General features: G+C 39.1%; 12 protein-coding genes. 8 read left to right on the top strand and 4 right to left on the bottom strand.

Features of this window, described 5'->3' with window-relative positions; all coding sequences use genetic code 11:
- Positions 1-47: 47 nt before the first annotated feature.
- Both dnaJ and dnaK read right to left on the bottom strand, forming a co-directional pair.
- The gene (gene dnaJ, locus GQR55_RS07185) at positions 48-1,187 is read right to left on the bottom strand and encodes a molecular chaperone DnaJ (protein WP_166420074.1); all 1,140 of its coding nucleotides are present in this window, start codon (positions 1,185-1,187) and stop codon (positions 48-50) included.
- Positions 1,188-1,389: 202 nt separating this feature from the next.
- Positions 1,390-3,306, bottom strand: a complete 1,917-nt coding sequence (gene dnaK / locus GQR55_RS07180; RefSeq protein ID WP_166420046.1) for a molecular chaperone DnaK — start codon at positions 3,304-3,306, stop codon at positions 1,390-1,392.
- A gap of 241 nt (positions 3,307-3,547) precedes the next feature.
- Between dnaK and GQR55_RS07175 the strand changes: the two genes are divergently transcribed.
- The 5 genes from GQR55_RS07175 (at position 3,548) to GQR55_RS07155 (ending at position 9,809) form a co-directional block, all read left to right on the top strand.
- Positions 3,548-4,363, top strand: coding sequence for a thioesterase family protein (locus tag GQR55_RS07175; RefSeq protein WP_166420045.1), 816 nt, complete (start codon positions 3,548-3,550; stop codon positions 4,361-4,363).
- Positions 4,364-4,544: 181 nt separating this feature from the next.
- The gene (locus GQR55_RS07170) at positions 4,545-5,711 is read left to right on the top strand and encodes a paraquat-inducible protein A (protein ID WP_240916832.1); all 1,167 of its coding nucleotides are present in this window, start codon (positions 4,545-4,547) and stop codon (positions 5,709-5,711) included.
- Positions 5,708-7,363, top strand: a complete 1,656-nt coding sequence (pqiB, locus tag GQR55_RS07165) for an intermembrane transport protein PqiB (RefSeq protein ID WP_166420044.1) — start codon at positions 5,708-5,710, stop codon at positions 7,361-7,363. The genes GQR55_RS07170 and pqiB overlap by 4 nt, the downstream gene beginning before the upstream one ends.
- A complete protein-coding gene (locus tag GQR55_RS07160) occupies positions 7,363-7,971 on the top strand; it encodes a PqiC family protein (protein ID WP_166420043.1) in 609 nt (202 codons plus the stop codon). Before pqiB ends, GQR55_RS07160 begins: the two co-directional genes overlap by 1 nt.
- 455 nt (positions 7,972-8,426) lie before the next feature.
- Complete coding sequence (locus GQR55_RS07155) at positions 8,427-9,809, top strand: Na+/H+ antiporter NhaC family protein (protein ID WP_166420042.1); 1,383 nt, start codon at positions 8,427-8,429, stop codon at positions 9,807-9,809.
- Positions 9,810-9,870: 61 nt separating this feature from the next.
- Here GQR55_RS07155 and GQR55_RS07150 read toward each other — a convergent pair whose 3' ends face one another.
- Positions 9,871-12,753: an insulinase family protein gene (locus GQR55_RS07150; protein WP_166420041.1), complete on the bottom strand. Its 2,883-nt coding sequence runs from the start codon at positions 12,751-12,753 to the stop codon at positions 9,871-9,873.
- 239 nt (positions 12,754-12,992) lie between these two features.
- On the opposite strand from GQR55_RS07150, the gene GQR55_RS07145 reads away from it, so the two are divergent.
- Complete coding sequence (locus tag GQR55_RS07145; RefSeq protein WP_166420040.1) at positions 12,993-13,409, top strand: MAPEG family protein; 417 nt, start codon at positions 12,993-12,995, stop codon at positions 13,407-13,409.
- Between the two features lie 69 nt (positions 13,410-13,478).
- On the opposite strand, the gene GQR55_RS07140 is transcribed toward GQR55_RS07145, so the two are convergent.
- Entirely contained in the window at positions 13,479-14,228 is a 750-nt protein-coding gene (locus GQR55_RS07140; RefSeq protein WP_166420039.1) for a peptidylprolyl isomerase, read from the bottom strand.
- Positions 14,229-14,468: 240 nt separating this feature from the next.
- Between GQR55_RS07140 and GQR55_RS07135 the strand changes: the two genes are divergently transcribed.
- Positions 14,469-14,639: a hypothetical protein gene (locus GQR55_RS07135; protein ID WP_165741117.1), complete on the top strand. Its 171-nt coding sequence runs from the start codon at positions 14,469-14,471 to the stop codon at positions 14,637-14,639.
- A gap of 92 nt (positions 14,640-14,731) precedes the next feature.
- Positions 14,732-16,366, top strand: a complete 1,635-nt coding sequence (ushA, locus tag GQR55_RS07130; protein WP_166420038.1) for a bifunctional UDP-sugar hydrolase/5'-nucleotidase UshA — start codon at positions 14,732-14,734, stop codon at positions 16,364-16,366.
- Positions 16,367-16,373 lie beyond the last annotated feature (7 nt).

The raw sequence follows: 16,373 nt of genomic DNA, 5'->3' as shown, positions 1-16,373 counted from the left end.
AAAACGGCGCTAAAATAGCGCCGTTTTATTAATAACTAAACGTAAATTTATTTAGTTAAGTCATCAAAAAACTTTTTAACACCGTCAAAAAAGCCTTGCTCTTTAGGTCGGTTTTTTGAGCTGTCTGTGCCCATGCTTTCATCTAACTCTGTTAATAGTTCACGTTGACGCTCATTCAAATTAACTGGCGTTTCGATTACTACCTTACAAATTAGATCGCCCTGAGCGCCGCTGCGTACAGACTTAACACCCTTGCCACGCATACGGAACATTTTGCCTGTTTGCGTTTCAGAAGGTATTTTAAGTTTTGCACGGCCATCAAGTGTTGGCACTTGAATTTCGCCACCCAAACCTGCTGTCGTAAAGCTAATTGGTACTTCACAGTATAAATTGTTTGCTTCACGTACAAATATTTCATGCTCGCGAACCGATACTTGCACGTACAAGTCGCCTGATGGCGCGCCGTGCATTCCTGCTTCGCCTTCACCTGTTAAGCGGATACGATCGCCTGTATCAACGCCAGCTGGAATTTTAACTGAAAGCGTTTTAGTTTTTTCTACGCGGCCTTGACCGTGACATTTATTACAAGGATCTGAAATAATCTGACCTTGTCCCTGACACGTTGGACACGTTTGTTGTACAGCAAAGAAACCTTGGCGCATTTGCACTTGGCCAGCACCATGACACGTTGTACATGTTTTAGGTTTAGAACCCGCTTTAGCACCGCTGCCATCACACGGCTCACAGCCAACCCATGTAGGTACTTTAATTTCAACTTCTTTACCACGAACCGCTTCTTCTAAGCTTAAATCCATGTTGTAACGTAAATCAGATCCTCGTTGCTGACGAGATTGACGTCGGCCACCGCCGCCACCAAAAATATCACCAAACACGTCGCCAAATACATCACCAAAGTCGCCATGGCCGCCACCAAAACCACCGTGACCACCGCCGCCACCTTGTTCAAATGCTGCGTGACCATGTTGGTCATACATTTGACGTTTTTGGCTATCAGTTAAAATTTCGTACGCTTCTTTAACTTCTTTAAACTTTGTTTCGAGATCTTTATCGCCTGCGGTACGATCTGGATGATATTTCATCGCTAAGCGTTTATACGCCTTTTTTATGTCTCGCTCACTCGCATCTTTGCTTACGCCGAGGACTTCGTAATAATCGCGTTTTGACATATCTATCACACTACTCTTTTCTGTTTGCAGCATAAGCTGCAGGATAAACCGATAAATCGCATCGATTTATCATTGAATTTTTGAACCTTAAACACATGCAAAAGGCGCGACAAGCTATTGCTCGCGCGCCTCAATTGTTCATCCTAACCTAAACAACTAACGTAGTTAAGTGTTTTTGGTTAGCGAGAAGCGGTAGCAACAATTACTTGTCGTCTTTCACTTCTTCGAACTCTGCATCAACAACGTCGTCGTCTTGCTTAGCTGATTGCTGTTGCTCGCCTGCATCTGCTGAACCTTGCTGTGCTTTCGCTTGGGCAATTTCCATCAGTTTTTGAGACTTTTCAGCAAGAGCTTGAGTTTTAGCTTCAATCTCTTCTTTATTGTCGCTCTTAATTGCAGCTTCTAAATCTACAACAGCAGCTTCAATCGCTTCTTTATCTTCGCTTGGTAATGCATCGCCAGCTTCTTCAATTTGCTTACGAGTACCGTGAACTAAAGCATCAGCTTGGTTACGAGCAGCTACAAGTTCTTCAAACTTTTTATCGTCCTCAGCATGTGCTTCTGCATCACGAACCATTTTTTCAACTTCTTCATCGCTTAAGCCAGAAGATGCTTGAATCGTAATTTTTTGCTCTTTACCTGTATCTTTATCTTTAGCAGATACATGTAAGATACCATCAGCATCAACATCAAATGTTACTTCAATTTGCGGTGTACCACGTTGTGCTGGGCGAATACCTTCTAGGTTAAATTGACCTAAAGATTTATTATCGCTTGAACGTTTACGCTCACCTTGTAACACGTGAATTGTTACAGCAGATTGGTTGTCTTCAGCTGTTGAGAATGTTTGCGATTTCTTAGTAGGAATCGTCGTATTTTTCTCAATCAATGCAGTCATTACTGAACCCATTGTCTCGATACCTAGAGATAATGGAGAAACGTCTAGTAAAAGTACATCTTTAACATCACCCGCTAATACACCACCTTGAATCGCTGCGCCTACTGCAACTGCTTCATCAGGGTTAACATCTTTACGTGGCTCTTTACCGAAGAAATCAGCAACCGTTTTTTGTACTAAAGGCATACGTGTTTGGCCACCAACAAGGATAATGTCGTTGATGTCGCTTACTGATAAATCAGCATCAGCAAGTGCACGTTTAAGCGGCTCTAGAGACTTCATTACTAAATCTTCAACTAGTGACTCAAGCTTAGCGCGTGTTAGTTTCACGTTCATGTGCTTAGGACCAGATGCATCAGCAGTTACATACGGAAGATTTACTTCAGTAGACTGTGCAGATGAAAGTTCTATTTTAGCTTTTTCAGCAGCTTCTTTAACACGTTGCATTGCAAGAGGATCAGTTTTTAAGTCTAAGCCTTGATCTTTCTTGAATTCAGCTACTAAGTAGTTGATTACGCGGTTATCGAAATCTTCACCACCTAAGTGAGTGTCGCCGTTTGTAGCAAGTACTTCAAAAGTGTGCTCGCCTTCAACTTCATCAATCTCAATGATTGATAAATCGAAAGTACCGCCACCTAAGTCATATACTGCAACTACGTTTTCGCCACGGTTTTTATCCATACCGTAAGCAAGTGCCGCAGCAGTTGGCTCATTAATAATACGTTTAACTTCAAGACCCGCAATACGACCCGCATCTTTAGTTGCTTGACGTTGTGAATCGTTAAAGTATGCAGGTACTGTGATTACGGCTTCAGTTACTTCTTCACCTAAGAAGTCTTCAGCTGTTTTCTTCATTTTTTTCAGTACTTCAGCAGAAATTTGTGGTGCAGCGCGTTTTTCGCCGCCCGCTTCTACCCATGCATCGCCGTTGTCAGCTTTAACAATTTTAAACGGCATGATGCCGATATCGCGTTGTACTTCTTCGTCTTCAAAACGACGACCAATTAAACGCTTGATTGCAAATAATGTGTTTGTCGGGTTAGTAACCGCTTGACGTTTAGCTGATTGACCAACTAATGTTTCACCGTCTTGCGTATAAGCAATAATAGACGGGGTTGTGCGATCGCCTTCAGCGTTTTCAATAACACGTGCTTTGCCACCATCAAGTACTGCAACACAAGAGTTTGTAGTACCTAAATCGATTCCGATAATTTTACCCATGAAACTTCTCCAACTTCAATATTCGTTAATACGTTCGATGACTTAGTTAATAGGGATGCTGCAAACTTAATTCAACTGTAAAAATGAAAAAAAATTCATTTTTTGTGATTTATTTACAAAATAACCCTGATAATTGTAAGGAATGGTGATTTTTACACCGCCAGAGAGGTTTTTAATTACTGGTCTGACTAGTTGGGTTGTGTTATAAATTTATTAAATCGCACTTTAAAAGGACATCCACATGCATTTTGAGCAATTACTTCAACAAGCCGCAAATCTTGGAAATTCAGATAATATCGAACAATCAACTAGCACCATGCAATTTCCAGAAAATTGGTGCCAAGGCAGAACCGCGTTTGGTGGCCTTTCTGCTGCATTACTTTATCAAGCAATTAGAGGTAAGGTAACGAATGATCGTCGCTTACTCTCTCTCAGTACTAATTTTGTAGGGCCATTACTGGCCGATACTCCTTTTTCATTGTCGGTTGAAATACTACGCCAAGGTAAAAGTAGTACACAGGTATTAGCCAAAGCGATTCAAAATGAACAAGTATGTGTAATAGTACAAGCGTGTTTTGCAAAAAGCAGAGACTCGGGCATTAATGTGCCTGTTTCAAAGTCATTGGGCTTAAAGCCGGTAGATGCGCGTCATAAATTACCTTTTATAAAAGGTCAGATGCCTGAGTTTTTTCAGCATGTTGATTTATGCCCACAACAAGGTGGTATGCCATTTAGTAGTGCAGAAACGTCTCACCTAGGTGGTTGGATGCGCTTTAAGCATACGCCAGAGCAGATAACAGAGGCCCATGTTATTGCACTTACCGATGCATGGCCGCCAACCCTCTTACAAATGTTCAAACAACCTGCGCCGGCAAGTAGCATGTCGTGGTATTTAGAGTTTGTACAAGAGCCAAATTTAACTCCCGGCGAGTGGCTAGGTTTTGAAGCAATTACACATCATTCAAAAGATGGTTACGGTTTAGAAGATGGCTGTATATGGTCGCAGTCGGGTGAGTTAATAGCCCTTACACGCCAAACAGTCGCTTTATTTGATTAAAAACACGGCCAAACAATATTAAATTGTTTGGCCATTAAATGCTTATTAGCTGTTCGCGTTGTATTAATGCATTAAATATTGCAAAATTGGAGAAATATTCTTCATGCTTGGTATTAAATTGCAAACTGTATGCCCCTGCTGCGATCTGATCATAGATATACCTCGCATAATCGCAAAACAAATGGCGATATGCCCGCACTGCCACCACAAACTTTGCGAAGCTGATGTTAATCACGACAGCCGAATTGTCGCACTAAGTTTTAGTGCCCTACTCATGCTACTTAGTAGTATGTTTTACCCGTTTATTTCTTTTAGCAGTAGTGGTATTACTCAAACAATTACTCTGCCCGATGCTGCCCGAATTTTATTTAATTATGATAGTGAACTGCTTGGCTTATTTATCGATTTGAGCATTATTGCTCTGCCTATGGGTTTGCTTCTTATTTTAATTCCTTTGCATCTTGGCCTTTTAAAAACATTACCAGAGGGGATTGCAAGGCGACTACTAAAGTTCACCCTTGCGTTAGAGCCCTGGATTATGTCGGAAATATTTTTAATCGGTGTACTGGTTAGTATGGTTAAAATCATGTCGCTGGCTGATATTAGTTTTGGTACGAGTTTTTGGGCTTATGTGGGGTTTGTTATTTTATATATAGCGGCGCTTGTTCACTTAAACCGCCCACGCTTGTGGGCTCAAATAAAGCCTGTAAAAATACTCGAAGGCGCAGAGCATGCTAAACGTGCAATAGATGAAAATATTAAAGCCTGCCATGTGTGCCATCAACTTTGTACGGGTAATATTTGTCAGCGTTGTCATACTAAAACACACGTCAGAAACCCTTACAGCGTACAAAAAGCTGCTGCATGGCTAATAACCTCTGTTGTTTGTTATATCCCTGCTAATATTTTACCCATAATGCATACTACAAGCCTTGGGGATGAATCACCTTCAACTTTAATTGGTGGCGTAATTACACTTTGGAAAAGTGGCTCCTACCCTATTGCCGCTATTATCTTTTTAGCCAGCGTTGTGGTGCCACTTGCTAAAGCTTTTGTATTGAGCTTTTTATGCATAATGGTAACAAGGCCTGCAAACAGACATACAAAAAGTTACACGCGAATTTATCAACTGACTGAGTTTATTGGCAAATGGTCAATGATAGATGTATTTGTGGTGGCAATTTTAGTTGCCTTAGTTCAATTGGGTAATTTAATGTCAGTAACGCCAGGATTAGGCATTGTATTTTTTACAATTATGGTAATATGCCAAATGATGGCTGCCCATGCCTTTGACCCACGTTTATTGTGGGATTCACCCAAAAATAAAAAATCAGAGAACAAAGCATGACCGAAACTGCCGAAATAACAAAAGAACCGAAAATTTCCGCTATCTGGATCATTCCGGCAATTGCGCTGTTAGTAGGCATGTGGATGTTATACCAATACCAAGCTAATAAAGGCCCTACGATTTTTATCGAAATGCCACAAGCCGAAGGCATTATTGCAGGTAAAACTGAAATAAAAGTACGTAGCGTAAAAATAGGCCAAATTGATCATGTTCGACTATCAGATACCCAAGACAGCGTTATTGCCCGAGCGCAAATAGACAAAAACTACAATAATTTGTTAACTGATGATGCGAAAATTTGGGTCGTAAAACCACGCATTGATGAAACGGGTATTAGCGGAATGAGCACGCTATTGTCTGGTGTATATTTAGAGTTTTCGCCAGGTGAAAGTAAAGAATTAAAAGAGCGCTTTCAATTACAAGATGAACCCGCCCTTATTGGTAAAGATGTAAAAGGCGGCCGTTTTAAATTAATGAGCTACAGCGCTGAAGTACTTGATGTAAGTACCGGTATATTTTTCAAAAACTACAAAATAGGTCAAATAGAAACCGCCACTTTTGATTGGGAAAACCAAGCAATGAAGTACGGCGTATTTATTAAAGAACCATATCAAAACCTCATCACCAATAACTCTATTTTTTGGGTAAACGCAGGAATAGAAATTGACCTGTCTGCCGATGGCATAAATATTAATACAGGTTCTTTAAGCAAGCTTTTAAAAGGCGGTATTTCGGTTGGCTTACCTGAGCAACAAGCCCCAGGCGATATAGCTGATGATGGGTATAGCTTTTCACTAAGTCAAAGTTACAAAGAAGCACTTGAGGAGCGTTTTTACGATTTTGATTACTACCTAATTGAGTTTGAACAATCAATTAGAGGGTTACGCACAGGTGCTCCAGTAGAGTATAGAGGTATGCGCGTAGGTACAGTGGTAGAAGCCCCAGCCAATGTAATTCTTGACGGTAAACCTGCACACTTTAGAAATAACAGCACCGCTGTGCCAGTATTAATAAAAGTTGAATACGGACGCTTGTATCACGATAGCGCCTCGGCTAAAGAGTATTGGCAAGGCAGTTTAAAAGGCTGGATTGAAAGTGGTATGCGTGCGTCGTTAAAGCCAGGTAATTTATTAACAGGTGCTGTGTATGTTGATTTTGATATATACCCCGATGCACCACAAGCGCAACTAGGTAAACTTGTACAGTATGATGTTTTTCCGAGTATTTCTAGCGGCATAACCGTATTAGCAGACCAAGTCTCTGACGTACTTAATAAAGTAAATAACTTAAAAGTTGAAGATAGCTTAGAACAAATGCAAGCCACATTTACCGATTACCGAGCGCTTGCTAATGAAATGCGAGAGCTGCTAAGCCAAAAAGATACACAAAACTTACCAGGCGACTTTAACCGTAACTTTGAAAAAATGACAAAAAGTATGGAGCAGTTTGAAGTAACCATGCGCCAATTTGATAAAACCATGGCCAGTTACCAAGCAGGCTCTGAGCTTCATCATCAAATACAGCAAACGTTAAAAGAATTTAAACGTTTAAGTGAAGGCCTACAGCCACTTACTCGCGGTTTGAACGAGCAACCTAATATGCTAATTTTTGATAAATCATTACCAGCAGATCCAAAACCAAGGAAGCAATAATGAAATCGTTATTTTTAACTGCAAGCTTATTATTACTATTGGCAGGTTGTAGTTCATCAATACAAACTGCGACACAATATTATCAGTTTGAGCAGCCTATAGGCGCATCGTCTCGAAACGTTGCAGATACAGATGCGCAACTAAGAATACAAACTGTTGTACTTAGAGGCGCTTTAAATAATTTGGGCATCGCTATGAAAATAGATAGCAACCAAATACATGCTGCTAATTACAACCTGTGGGGTGAATCGCCGGATGTAATGCTTACTGCAACAGCCCAGCAAACACTTTTTAATGCTATGCCTAACTGGATGGTGATAAAGGGCTTACCGGTGATTACTGAACTCGATCAACAAACGTTTTATGAACTTGAGTACGAGATTCACCACTTTAATGGCGATATGCAAGGTAACGCTGATATTTCTGGTCTTTGGCGATTATATTACACACACCCAGAGACCGGCAGGCGTTTGATCAGCATTCATAACTTCTCAAACGTAGTAGCTATTGATGATGACGGCTACGATGGTTTAGTTTCAACGCTTGAAGCAACATGGCTCAATATAAACCTAAATGTTGCAAAACAAATAGAACAAGCAAGACTCTAATCATTGAGTAAAAATGCAAGCACGGCGGTTTTATCATCAATTACCGCCGTACCTTTCGCTTAAAACTCCTTCTTTAATAATTTTCATCCTGCTCAACACTCCGCGCCACAAAAAAGTGAGCCATATGAATCACACTATTAAAGCCGCCTCTAATAAATTTTATCAATCATGTGTTTTTTTGTTGACTGAAATACAAAAGCAGATTATTTTTGCGCCGATGTTTTTACAGGCACAACAATAGCGGTTTGCACTCCTTGCACCGTCTGGCGCCAAAGCCAACGCGTTTCACTTAAGCTGCTATTTAACATAACTGTTTATGTGTCCCTCCCTCGCGTACAAAAGCAGTGACTTGGAAGATGATTTAACAACAAACTTATCATCTTCTTTGTTTTTGTATAAGCAGCTTGAAAATTAATTTAATTTTTATGCATGCTTTTAATTTTGTGAATACTTAAATGCTTGAACCTTCTGCGTTGAGTTTACTACCACCGTTAGTGGTGGTTGTATTGGCTGTTGTATTACGCCGCCCTATTTTATCTTTACTTATCGGTGCATTAGTTGGTTTAGTTATAGCCGACCCTGCACAAGTACTTACTAACTTTGCGAGTACATCGCTAAAAGTGATGACAGACGAAACCATCGGCTGGCTAATACTTGTATGTGGTGGTTTTGGTGCTCTTATCGCGCTATTAGTACGTACAGGTGGCGCGTCGGCTTTTGGTAAGTTAGCCCTTAAATACACCAAAGGTAAGCGTTCATCTTTGTTTATGACCTTTTGCTTGGGTGTGGTTATTTTTATTGATGACTACTTAAATGCGCTTACCGTGGGTGAAACCATGAAACGCATTACCGATAAATTTAAAGTTAGCCGCGAAATGCTTGCCTATGTTGTTGACTCAACTGCTGCACCTATTTGTGTACTTGTCCCTTTATCTACCTGGGCGGTATTTTTTGGTGGCTTACTGGTGGATAACGGTATTGCTGAAGAAGGCAAAGGTATTGCTGTTTATATTCAAGCTATTCCGTACATGTTTTACGCGTGGTTTGCAGTGCTTGTTGTTTTACTTGTTGTGTTGGGTGTTATTCCTGCGATTGGGCCAATGAAAAAAGCAGAACAAATGGCGCAAATTGAGCAAGCTCAAGTCGATCCAGCTCAATACAATGATGTTCAAACAGCGGATGAATACGCAGTAAAAGCAGCTGAAGAAAACTTTGAAGATGCCGATCCTAAAGGTAAATTACGTAATTTTTTAGTGCCTATTATTTTACTCGTCGCATTTACTGTTTACTTTGAAATAGACGTATACAAAGGCTTACTAGCCACAATGGCGGTGACTATCCCGTTTTATGCGCTACAAAAATTAATGAGCGTAAGTGAAATGATTGAGCGCATGCTTGATGGCTTTAAAAGTATGATCCCCGCGATTGGTACTGTTATAGCGGCGTTTATATTTAAAGATGTATGCGACTTAATTGGTTTGCCTCAGTTTGTTATTGGCAGCTTGAGCCCTTACATGACTGCAGGGTATTTACCGGCAGTGGTATTTATTTCAATGGCTATTTTAGCGTTTGCAACGGGTTCGAGTTGGGGTATTTTTGCTGTATCAATTCCGATTGTTATGCCACTGGCAAATGCGGTTGATGCGAACATCCCCTTGGTAATTGGGGCACTATTATCGGCTTCTTCTTTTGGTAGCCAAGCGTGTTTTTACTCAGATTCAACCGTACTTGCAGCGCAAGGTTCTGGTTGTAATTTAATGAGCCATGCCGTTACACAATTGCCATATACACTGATTGCTGCTGCGTTGGCGGTTATAGGCTTTTTAATAATGGCTTAATAAATAATAAACCCCAATGTAGTAATACATTGGGGTTTATTTTTAGCTGTATAAGTAAAGGTTACTTTTGTAGTTTAATACCATTGTAATAGGCATCAAGCGTTGTGATTTTTGTTTGATTAGGTAAATCAGCAAAGTCACTTTTAATAAACTTAGTACCACGTAACTGCACATTTAAACGTGCTGCATTAGGGTTAAGCATTGTTTGCTTGTAGTAATCTTTTATATCAGCGAGCGTTACTTTTTCAACTTCATCAATCAGCTTTTGCTTAGAATCAAAGGTAAAGTTTTCACGGTACCAATCACTTATAAGTGGGCTCATTTCGTCACTTAAGTTTTTAGGCTGTTCTTTAAGTGATACAAGGGTTGAATTTTTAAGTTGCTCAAACGTCTCTTCACTCATGTTATCAAGCTCAACAGCATATTCTTTTTTAAACTTATCAAAACGAGCTTGAATTTCTTTAGGGCCTTTAACTGGTGTTTGTATAAACAAACCAATAGCTGAGTAATCTTCAATTGGGCGAGCCAATGCACCTACTGCATAAGCAAGCTGCTCCTCAGTACGCATTTTATCAAACGCAACAGTTCTAAAGTGGCTTTGTAATACTGCCGCCTGTGCTTTTTGTTTATAGCCAGCAATTGGGTGAACCGTCATATCAACTACGGCTACGTCAGCTACATCAATATCTTTTTGCAGTACCAGCGTTTCACCTGGTTGTGGTAACCATGCTTTACTACGTGCAAATGCAGTACGGGTATGATTACTTGGTAGTGTTGCGCTTAGCTCTTTTGCAATTGCGTTAATATCTTGTTGGTTGTAGTTACCGTAACTAAATACGCGTAAATCATTTTGTGCAAACGTAGCTGTTTTTAATTGTGCTAAGTCGGCAACACTCAGTGAGTCAGCGGCTTTAATAAGCGCGTCTGTATCAAAACCACCTGTACGCGTTAGTTTTGAATATTCACCAAATGCTTGTGCATACGGAAACTGTTTTTGTTGGTTTAGTAAATTACGTTTAAAGCGATCAACTGCTTGGCTAAATGCTTGTGCTGTTTCATCGGCTTTTAATCCGGTTAAAGCTTGTTTAAGTAATACATCTTGTTTATCTGTAAAACCACTCATAGATAAAACAAGACCATTACTCGGTGCTAGGCTTACGCTCATACCTGCTATCGCAGCTTCGGTACTTAACTGACTTTGTTGAATGTTGTATAAATCAGCCCAAACAGAGTATAAAACTTCTGCTTTAATGTCGTTCAAACCCGGTTGTGTATTTATATATACTTCAACAAGCCCTTTTGGTTGCTCTGCAAACTTTTGACTTGCTTGGCGCCATACTTTTACACCATTTTTATCGTAAGCAAGCTCAGGGTGTTTTTGCTCTTTAAAAGCTTGGGTTTTTATTGCAAAGTTTTCAGGTAATAAATTGTTTACTGTTGGCAGTGCTAGCTTAAACTCGCTTGGTTTTTTCCAGCTGGCAATTTCATCATCGCTAATATCACTGATGCGGTACTTGCCGTCGTAAAAGTGTAGTTGCGAGTCTGTTTCTTCTTGCTGCGACACATACCAAATACGAAGAGTATCGGCATTTAACTGCTTAAGTACGTTATTTACAGCATCTGCATCAAATTTTGCATAATAATATGGCGCATTAATAGCGTGATTTAACGGATAGTCTTGCATGCTTTGTGTAAGCGAGCTTACATAATTAAACTCATCACCTTTTTCTAAAAACTTAAACTGGTTATTTAGTGATGTGCGAATTTCGTTGAAGTACTTGCTATCAACGCCTTCTTTTTTAATTAAATCGATGTACTGCATAATAGTCGCAACTATTTCGTCACGATTTTTCATGCCTTCATCTGTAAGCTCTACATTTACATTTAACGAACCGTAGTTGCCATATTGATTTGGTGCAGCTGAAGCTGAAAGCTGAGATACCCACCCTTTATCACGAAGAAGTTGCGCTGGGCTGCCCGGCATTTCATTACTTAGTAAATACGCTACAAATCGGTTTGGTTTAAGTGCAAATTCGCTATTATTATTAGCAATGGTGAAATCAAGTTGTAGCTGTTTTACATCTTCATTAGGTGCATAAAACACCCGTTTTCCGCCAGCGTTATCAAAATCAAGTTTTGCAGTTACTGTTGGTTTTTCGATGTTTTTATTTTTTATATCAGCAAAGTATTTTTGCGCTTTTTGCTCCATTTCTGCAATCGATAAATTAGAAATAAGCGCTACTTTCATAATATTTGAAGAGTAATATTTATTATAAAAATCAACCGTTTCTTTATGAAGCGAACTGTTTTCTTTATCGCCCAGTGTTTCTAGGTTACCAATTAAAAAGCGATTAGCGGGGTGATCGCCCATCATTTTACGTGCTAATTTAAATTGTCCAAAAAAGTCCATTTCGCGGCGCATTGACCATTCAGCGTTTACTGCATTTTTTTCTTTGTCTGTGTATTCAGGATATAACTTAGGCGCTTTAAAAAAGTCAGAAAAACGATCTAGTCCTTCATCAAACGCGTCGTTATTAATTTTAAACATGTAATTAGTAATATCGAGCCAAGTATACGCATTGTGCGCACCACCATTTTTGGTCATAAAATCAGAATACCCTTTTGTGTCTGGGTAACGATCTGTGCCTAAAAACAACATATGCTCTAAATAATGCGCCATACCTTGTTGCGACATTGGGTCGTGTAGTAAACCAACACCAACGCTTAGTGCCGCTGCTGATTTTTCAGCGCTCGGATCAGACACTAAAATAACTTCAATGTCGTTTGCTAATTTAAGTGTTTTATATTCGCGGTTATCGTTAGGGCTTACGACCAACGTATCTGACAATAAAGAGGCCTGAGGCGCCACAGAAACCGAAGCCGTATTTGAACAACCACTTAAAACTGCAAGTGCAATAGCACTAAAACCAATAATCTTTTTCATTTTTGTTTTCCATTAAAAAGTATTGCGCAAAATAGCATGCGCCAATTCAAAGCAATATAGTTAATCTAAACTAACATTTTCGATTAATAACTTTCTACAAAATAACGCTATTTTGTGTAACACATTGTGAAAAATGTCTTCATAATCGGATATTAGTTGCGAGTCTACCAACCTTCCGTGATTAAAATTCACTCAATATCAAAATATACACAAACCCTAAATAATAATAAGGAAAAACGATGGAAAAAATCATCATACTTGCCATGTTTGCACACGTTACGCTTTCACTGGTTGTCATGCTCATTATGGGTAAAAGGCGCTTTGCAGCAGCTAAAAACAATCAGCTAGATTTAAGCGATTTTAAAACAATGCAGTTAGATAAGGCTGGCGACACTATTAGGGTTGCAGATAGAAACTTTTCGAATCAGTTTGAAATACCTGTGCTTTTTTACGCGGGATGTTTACTTGCACTACAACTAAATAGCACCAGTACACTTGTGGCTATACTGGCCTGTTTATTTGTAGCAACACGTATTGTGCATAGTGTTATTCATTTAGGTGAAAATAACGTACGAGCACGTTTTAAAGTGTTTTTACTAGGGTGTATTTGTGTATTTTCCATTTGGCTGGCAATGGTTTGGCGAGTAATGCTTTAAACAGCTCATGCTAAGTAGTAATGTGGCAGGCAATTTACGCCTGCCACATTACTACTCGGTTAGATTTAATTATTTAGCACGTCTTAAGCGAGGAAGCACAAGTAAAAAAGCGCCTAAAAGCCACGCTAGCCCACCGCCAGAACTACTATCTGAGTTTATTGGTGCACCTGAGTCAATTAACGTGTTTTCAGTTACAGTAAGGCCAGCAGAAGAATTTGGATCATCATCCATCACGGTTACACTTTGAATAGTTACCAAATTAGCATTACTAATGGCTACATCACTGCTTGAGCATTGCTCAGTGGTAATACCAACCACCGGTGTATCACCACAATGCACCAATGCGGCGATTTTATCTAAAGTGGACTGACTCGCTGCTGTTATTTGCCCAAACACAGTAAAACCGCCGTTTTGTGTATCTAGCGCTGCACTTCCTGCGCTGTTATTAGCCATATTAAAAAACCACTGACTTGTAGCGCTATTTTCATTGCCTGATAACTTAGCCATTGCAATGGTGCCTTTAACGTTTGAAAAAACAGGCTCATTTTCTACGGCAGGCTTTGTAGTAATTGCATCTAATGAATCAGAGTATGTAAATCCACCACCTTGAATAACAAAGTTACTCACAGAACGGTGAATCACTGTTTCGTTATATGAATCATCTTGAACATAACTTAAAAAATTTGCGACTGTTTTAGGTGTTTGTTGATCAAATAAGTTAATTTCTATGACACCTTGGCTCGTGTTCATTTCGATAATAGTGGCAGTACTTGTAAAGCTTGCTGCGGCGAGTGCTGAGCCAAGTAAGAGTTTTTTCATGTTATATCCTGTTGTTATATTTATTTAAATAATTGTTAATACAAGTAAGTTAATATTATTCAGTTAAAAAATCGATGATAAAGAGGTGATTGATACAAATTAGACCGCCTCGGTAACATTTAAATTACATTTTATATATTCTTTTTAGTTATAAAAATTAAAACAGCTAAAGCTAAATCATCTTTCCCCTGTGTGTACTTTTGCTACTATCAACCAAAATAAAAAACACTGGTAATAATAATGTCAAACACACGACACACAATTTGCGACTTTGGTTTACACAGAGGCGAAGCTTACACAAAGCTACCTGCCAGCTTTTTAACGTGGATGATTGCAGCAAACCATGAAAAATCTGAATATGCGAGTAAAGAATTAAAACGCAGAGAAACTGCTGCAACAAGCCGTAATTAAGATGAAATGTAAATAAGTACGTTTTTTTCGCATAAAACTAGTTTAAACTAGCCGCTCAATAAATTAAGTGGGCCTTAATAGACAGGTATTTTATGCGAATAATTATTTTATTTTCAGTTTTTTTAAGCGTACTTGGGTGTACATCGGCTACAACCGACTCAAGTGTAAGTAACTCTCCTGCAACTCAATATCTTACTGTACTTCATACTAACGATAATCATGGACGCTTTTGGCACAACGAAAAAGGCGAATATGGTATGGCATCCCGTAAAACGCTGATAGACTCTTTACGCAGTAAAGCTCAAAAACAAGGTCATGCGGTATTACTTCTTTCTGGTGGTGATATTAATACGGGTATTCCTGAGTCAGATTTACAAAAAGCAGAGCCTGACTTTAAAGGTATGTCTTTGATTGGTTACGATGCAATGGCATTGGGGAATCACGAATTCGACAACCCTATTGATGTATTGAAGCAGCAACAAAAATGGGTAAACTTTCCTTTTTTATCAGCCAATATATTTGAAAAAGAATCAGGCGAACACGCGTTTGATAGCTATAAAATATTTAAAAAGAATGGATTAACTATTGCTGTTATTGGTTTAACAACAACCGACACAGCTAAAATTGGTAATCCTCAATATATTGGGCACTTAGAGTTTAAAGACCCTGTTGACGTTACAGCAAGCTTAGCTAAAAAAATAAAAGCTAAGTACAACCCTGATATTACAATCGCACTAACCCATATGGGTCATTATGTTGATGCTAACTTTGGTATTAATGCACCGGGTGATGTAACACTTGCTCGTTCATTGCCAGCAAACACGCTTGATATGATCATTGGTGGTCACTCTCAAGAACCTGTATGTATGAGTGATACAAATGTAAATGACGACAACTTTAAACCAGGCCTTGCCTGTAAACCAGACCAACAAAACGGTACTTACATTATGCAAGCCCATGAATGGGGTAAGTATGTTGGTAAAGCTGAGTTTAAACTTGAAAACGGTAAATTAACGTTACTTGACTACAAACTTATGCCAGTTAATTTGTATGTTGATCAAGTACAAGCTGATGGTTCTACTAAAGAAGTATTAGCAAACGAGTACATTAAACCAGACCCAAAACTTGAATCTTATTTAGCGGTATACCAAGCAAAAGGCGCTAAACAAATTGAAGGTACCATTGGTGAAGTTGATGCTCGCTTAGAAGGCGACAGAAACAAAGTTCGCTACCAACAGACTAATCTTGCGCGCGTAATTATTCAAGCTCAAATGAATGTAGTAAATGCAGACTTTGGACTAATAAGTGGTGGTGGTATTCGCAGTTCAATAGAAGCGGGTGAAGTAAGTTATAAAGATGTTTTAAAAGTACACCCTTTTAAAAATCGTATTACTTATATGGACTGGCAAGGCAGTGATTTATGGGATTACTTAAATACAGTAACAAGCTTCCCACCGGATGCAGGTGCTTATTTACAGTACCATAAGCTATCGTTTGAACGTAAAAATGGCCAACTAGTTAATGTGGTTATTAATGGCCAACCTTTGAATAAAAATAAAACGTACCGTATGAGTTTAAATAGCTATAACGCATCAGGCGGTGATGGTTATCCTACGCTTACAAATAAAGAAGGCTTTGTTAGTACAGACGAAACAGATGCCCAAGCGCTACAAGACTTTATATCAAAAAACAGCCCTCTTAAAGCGGCTGAATTTACCCCTAAATAAATGAAGA

This window comes from Pseudoalteromonas sp. Z1A8 (assembly GCF_011378855.1).
GTDB lineage: Bacteria > Pseudomonadota > Gammaproteobacteria > Enterobacterales > Alteromonadaceae > Pseudoalteromonas.
Note: the sequence above shows the minus strand (reverse complement) of the source record. Positions and strands in the feature narration are given on the sequence as shown.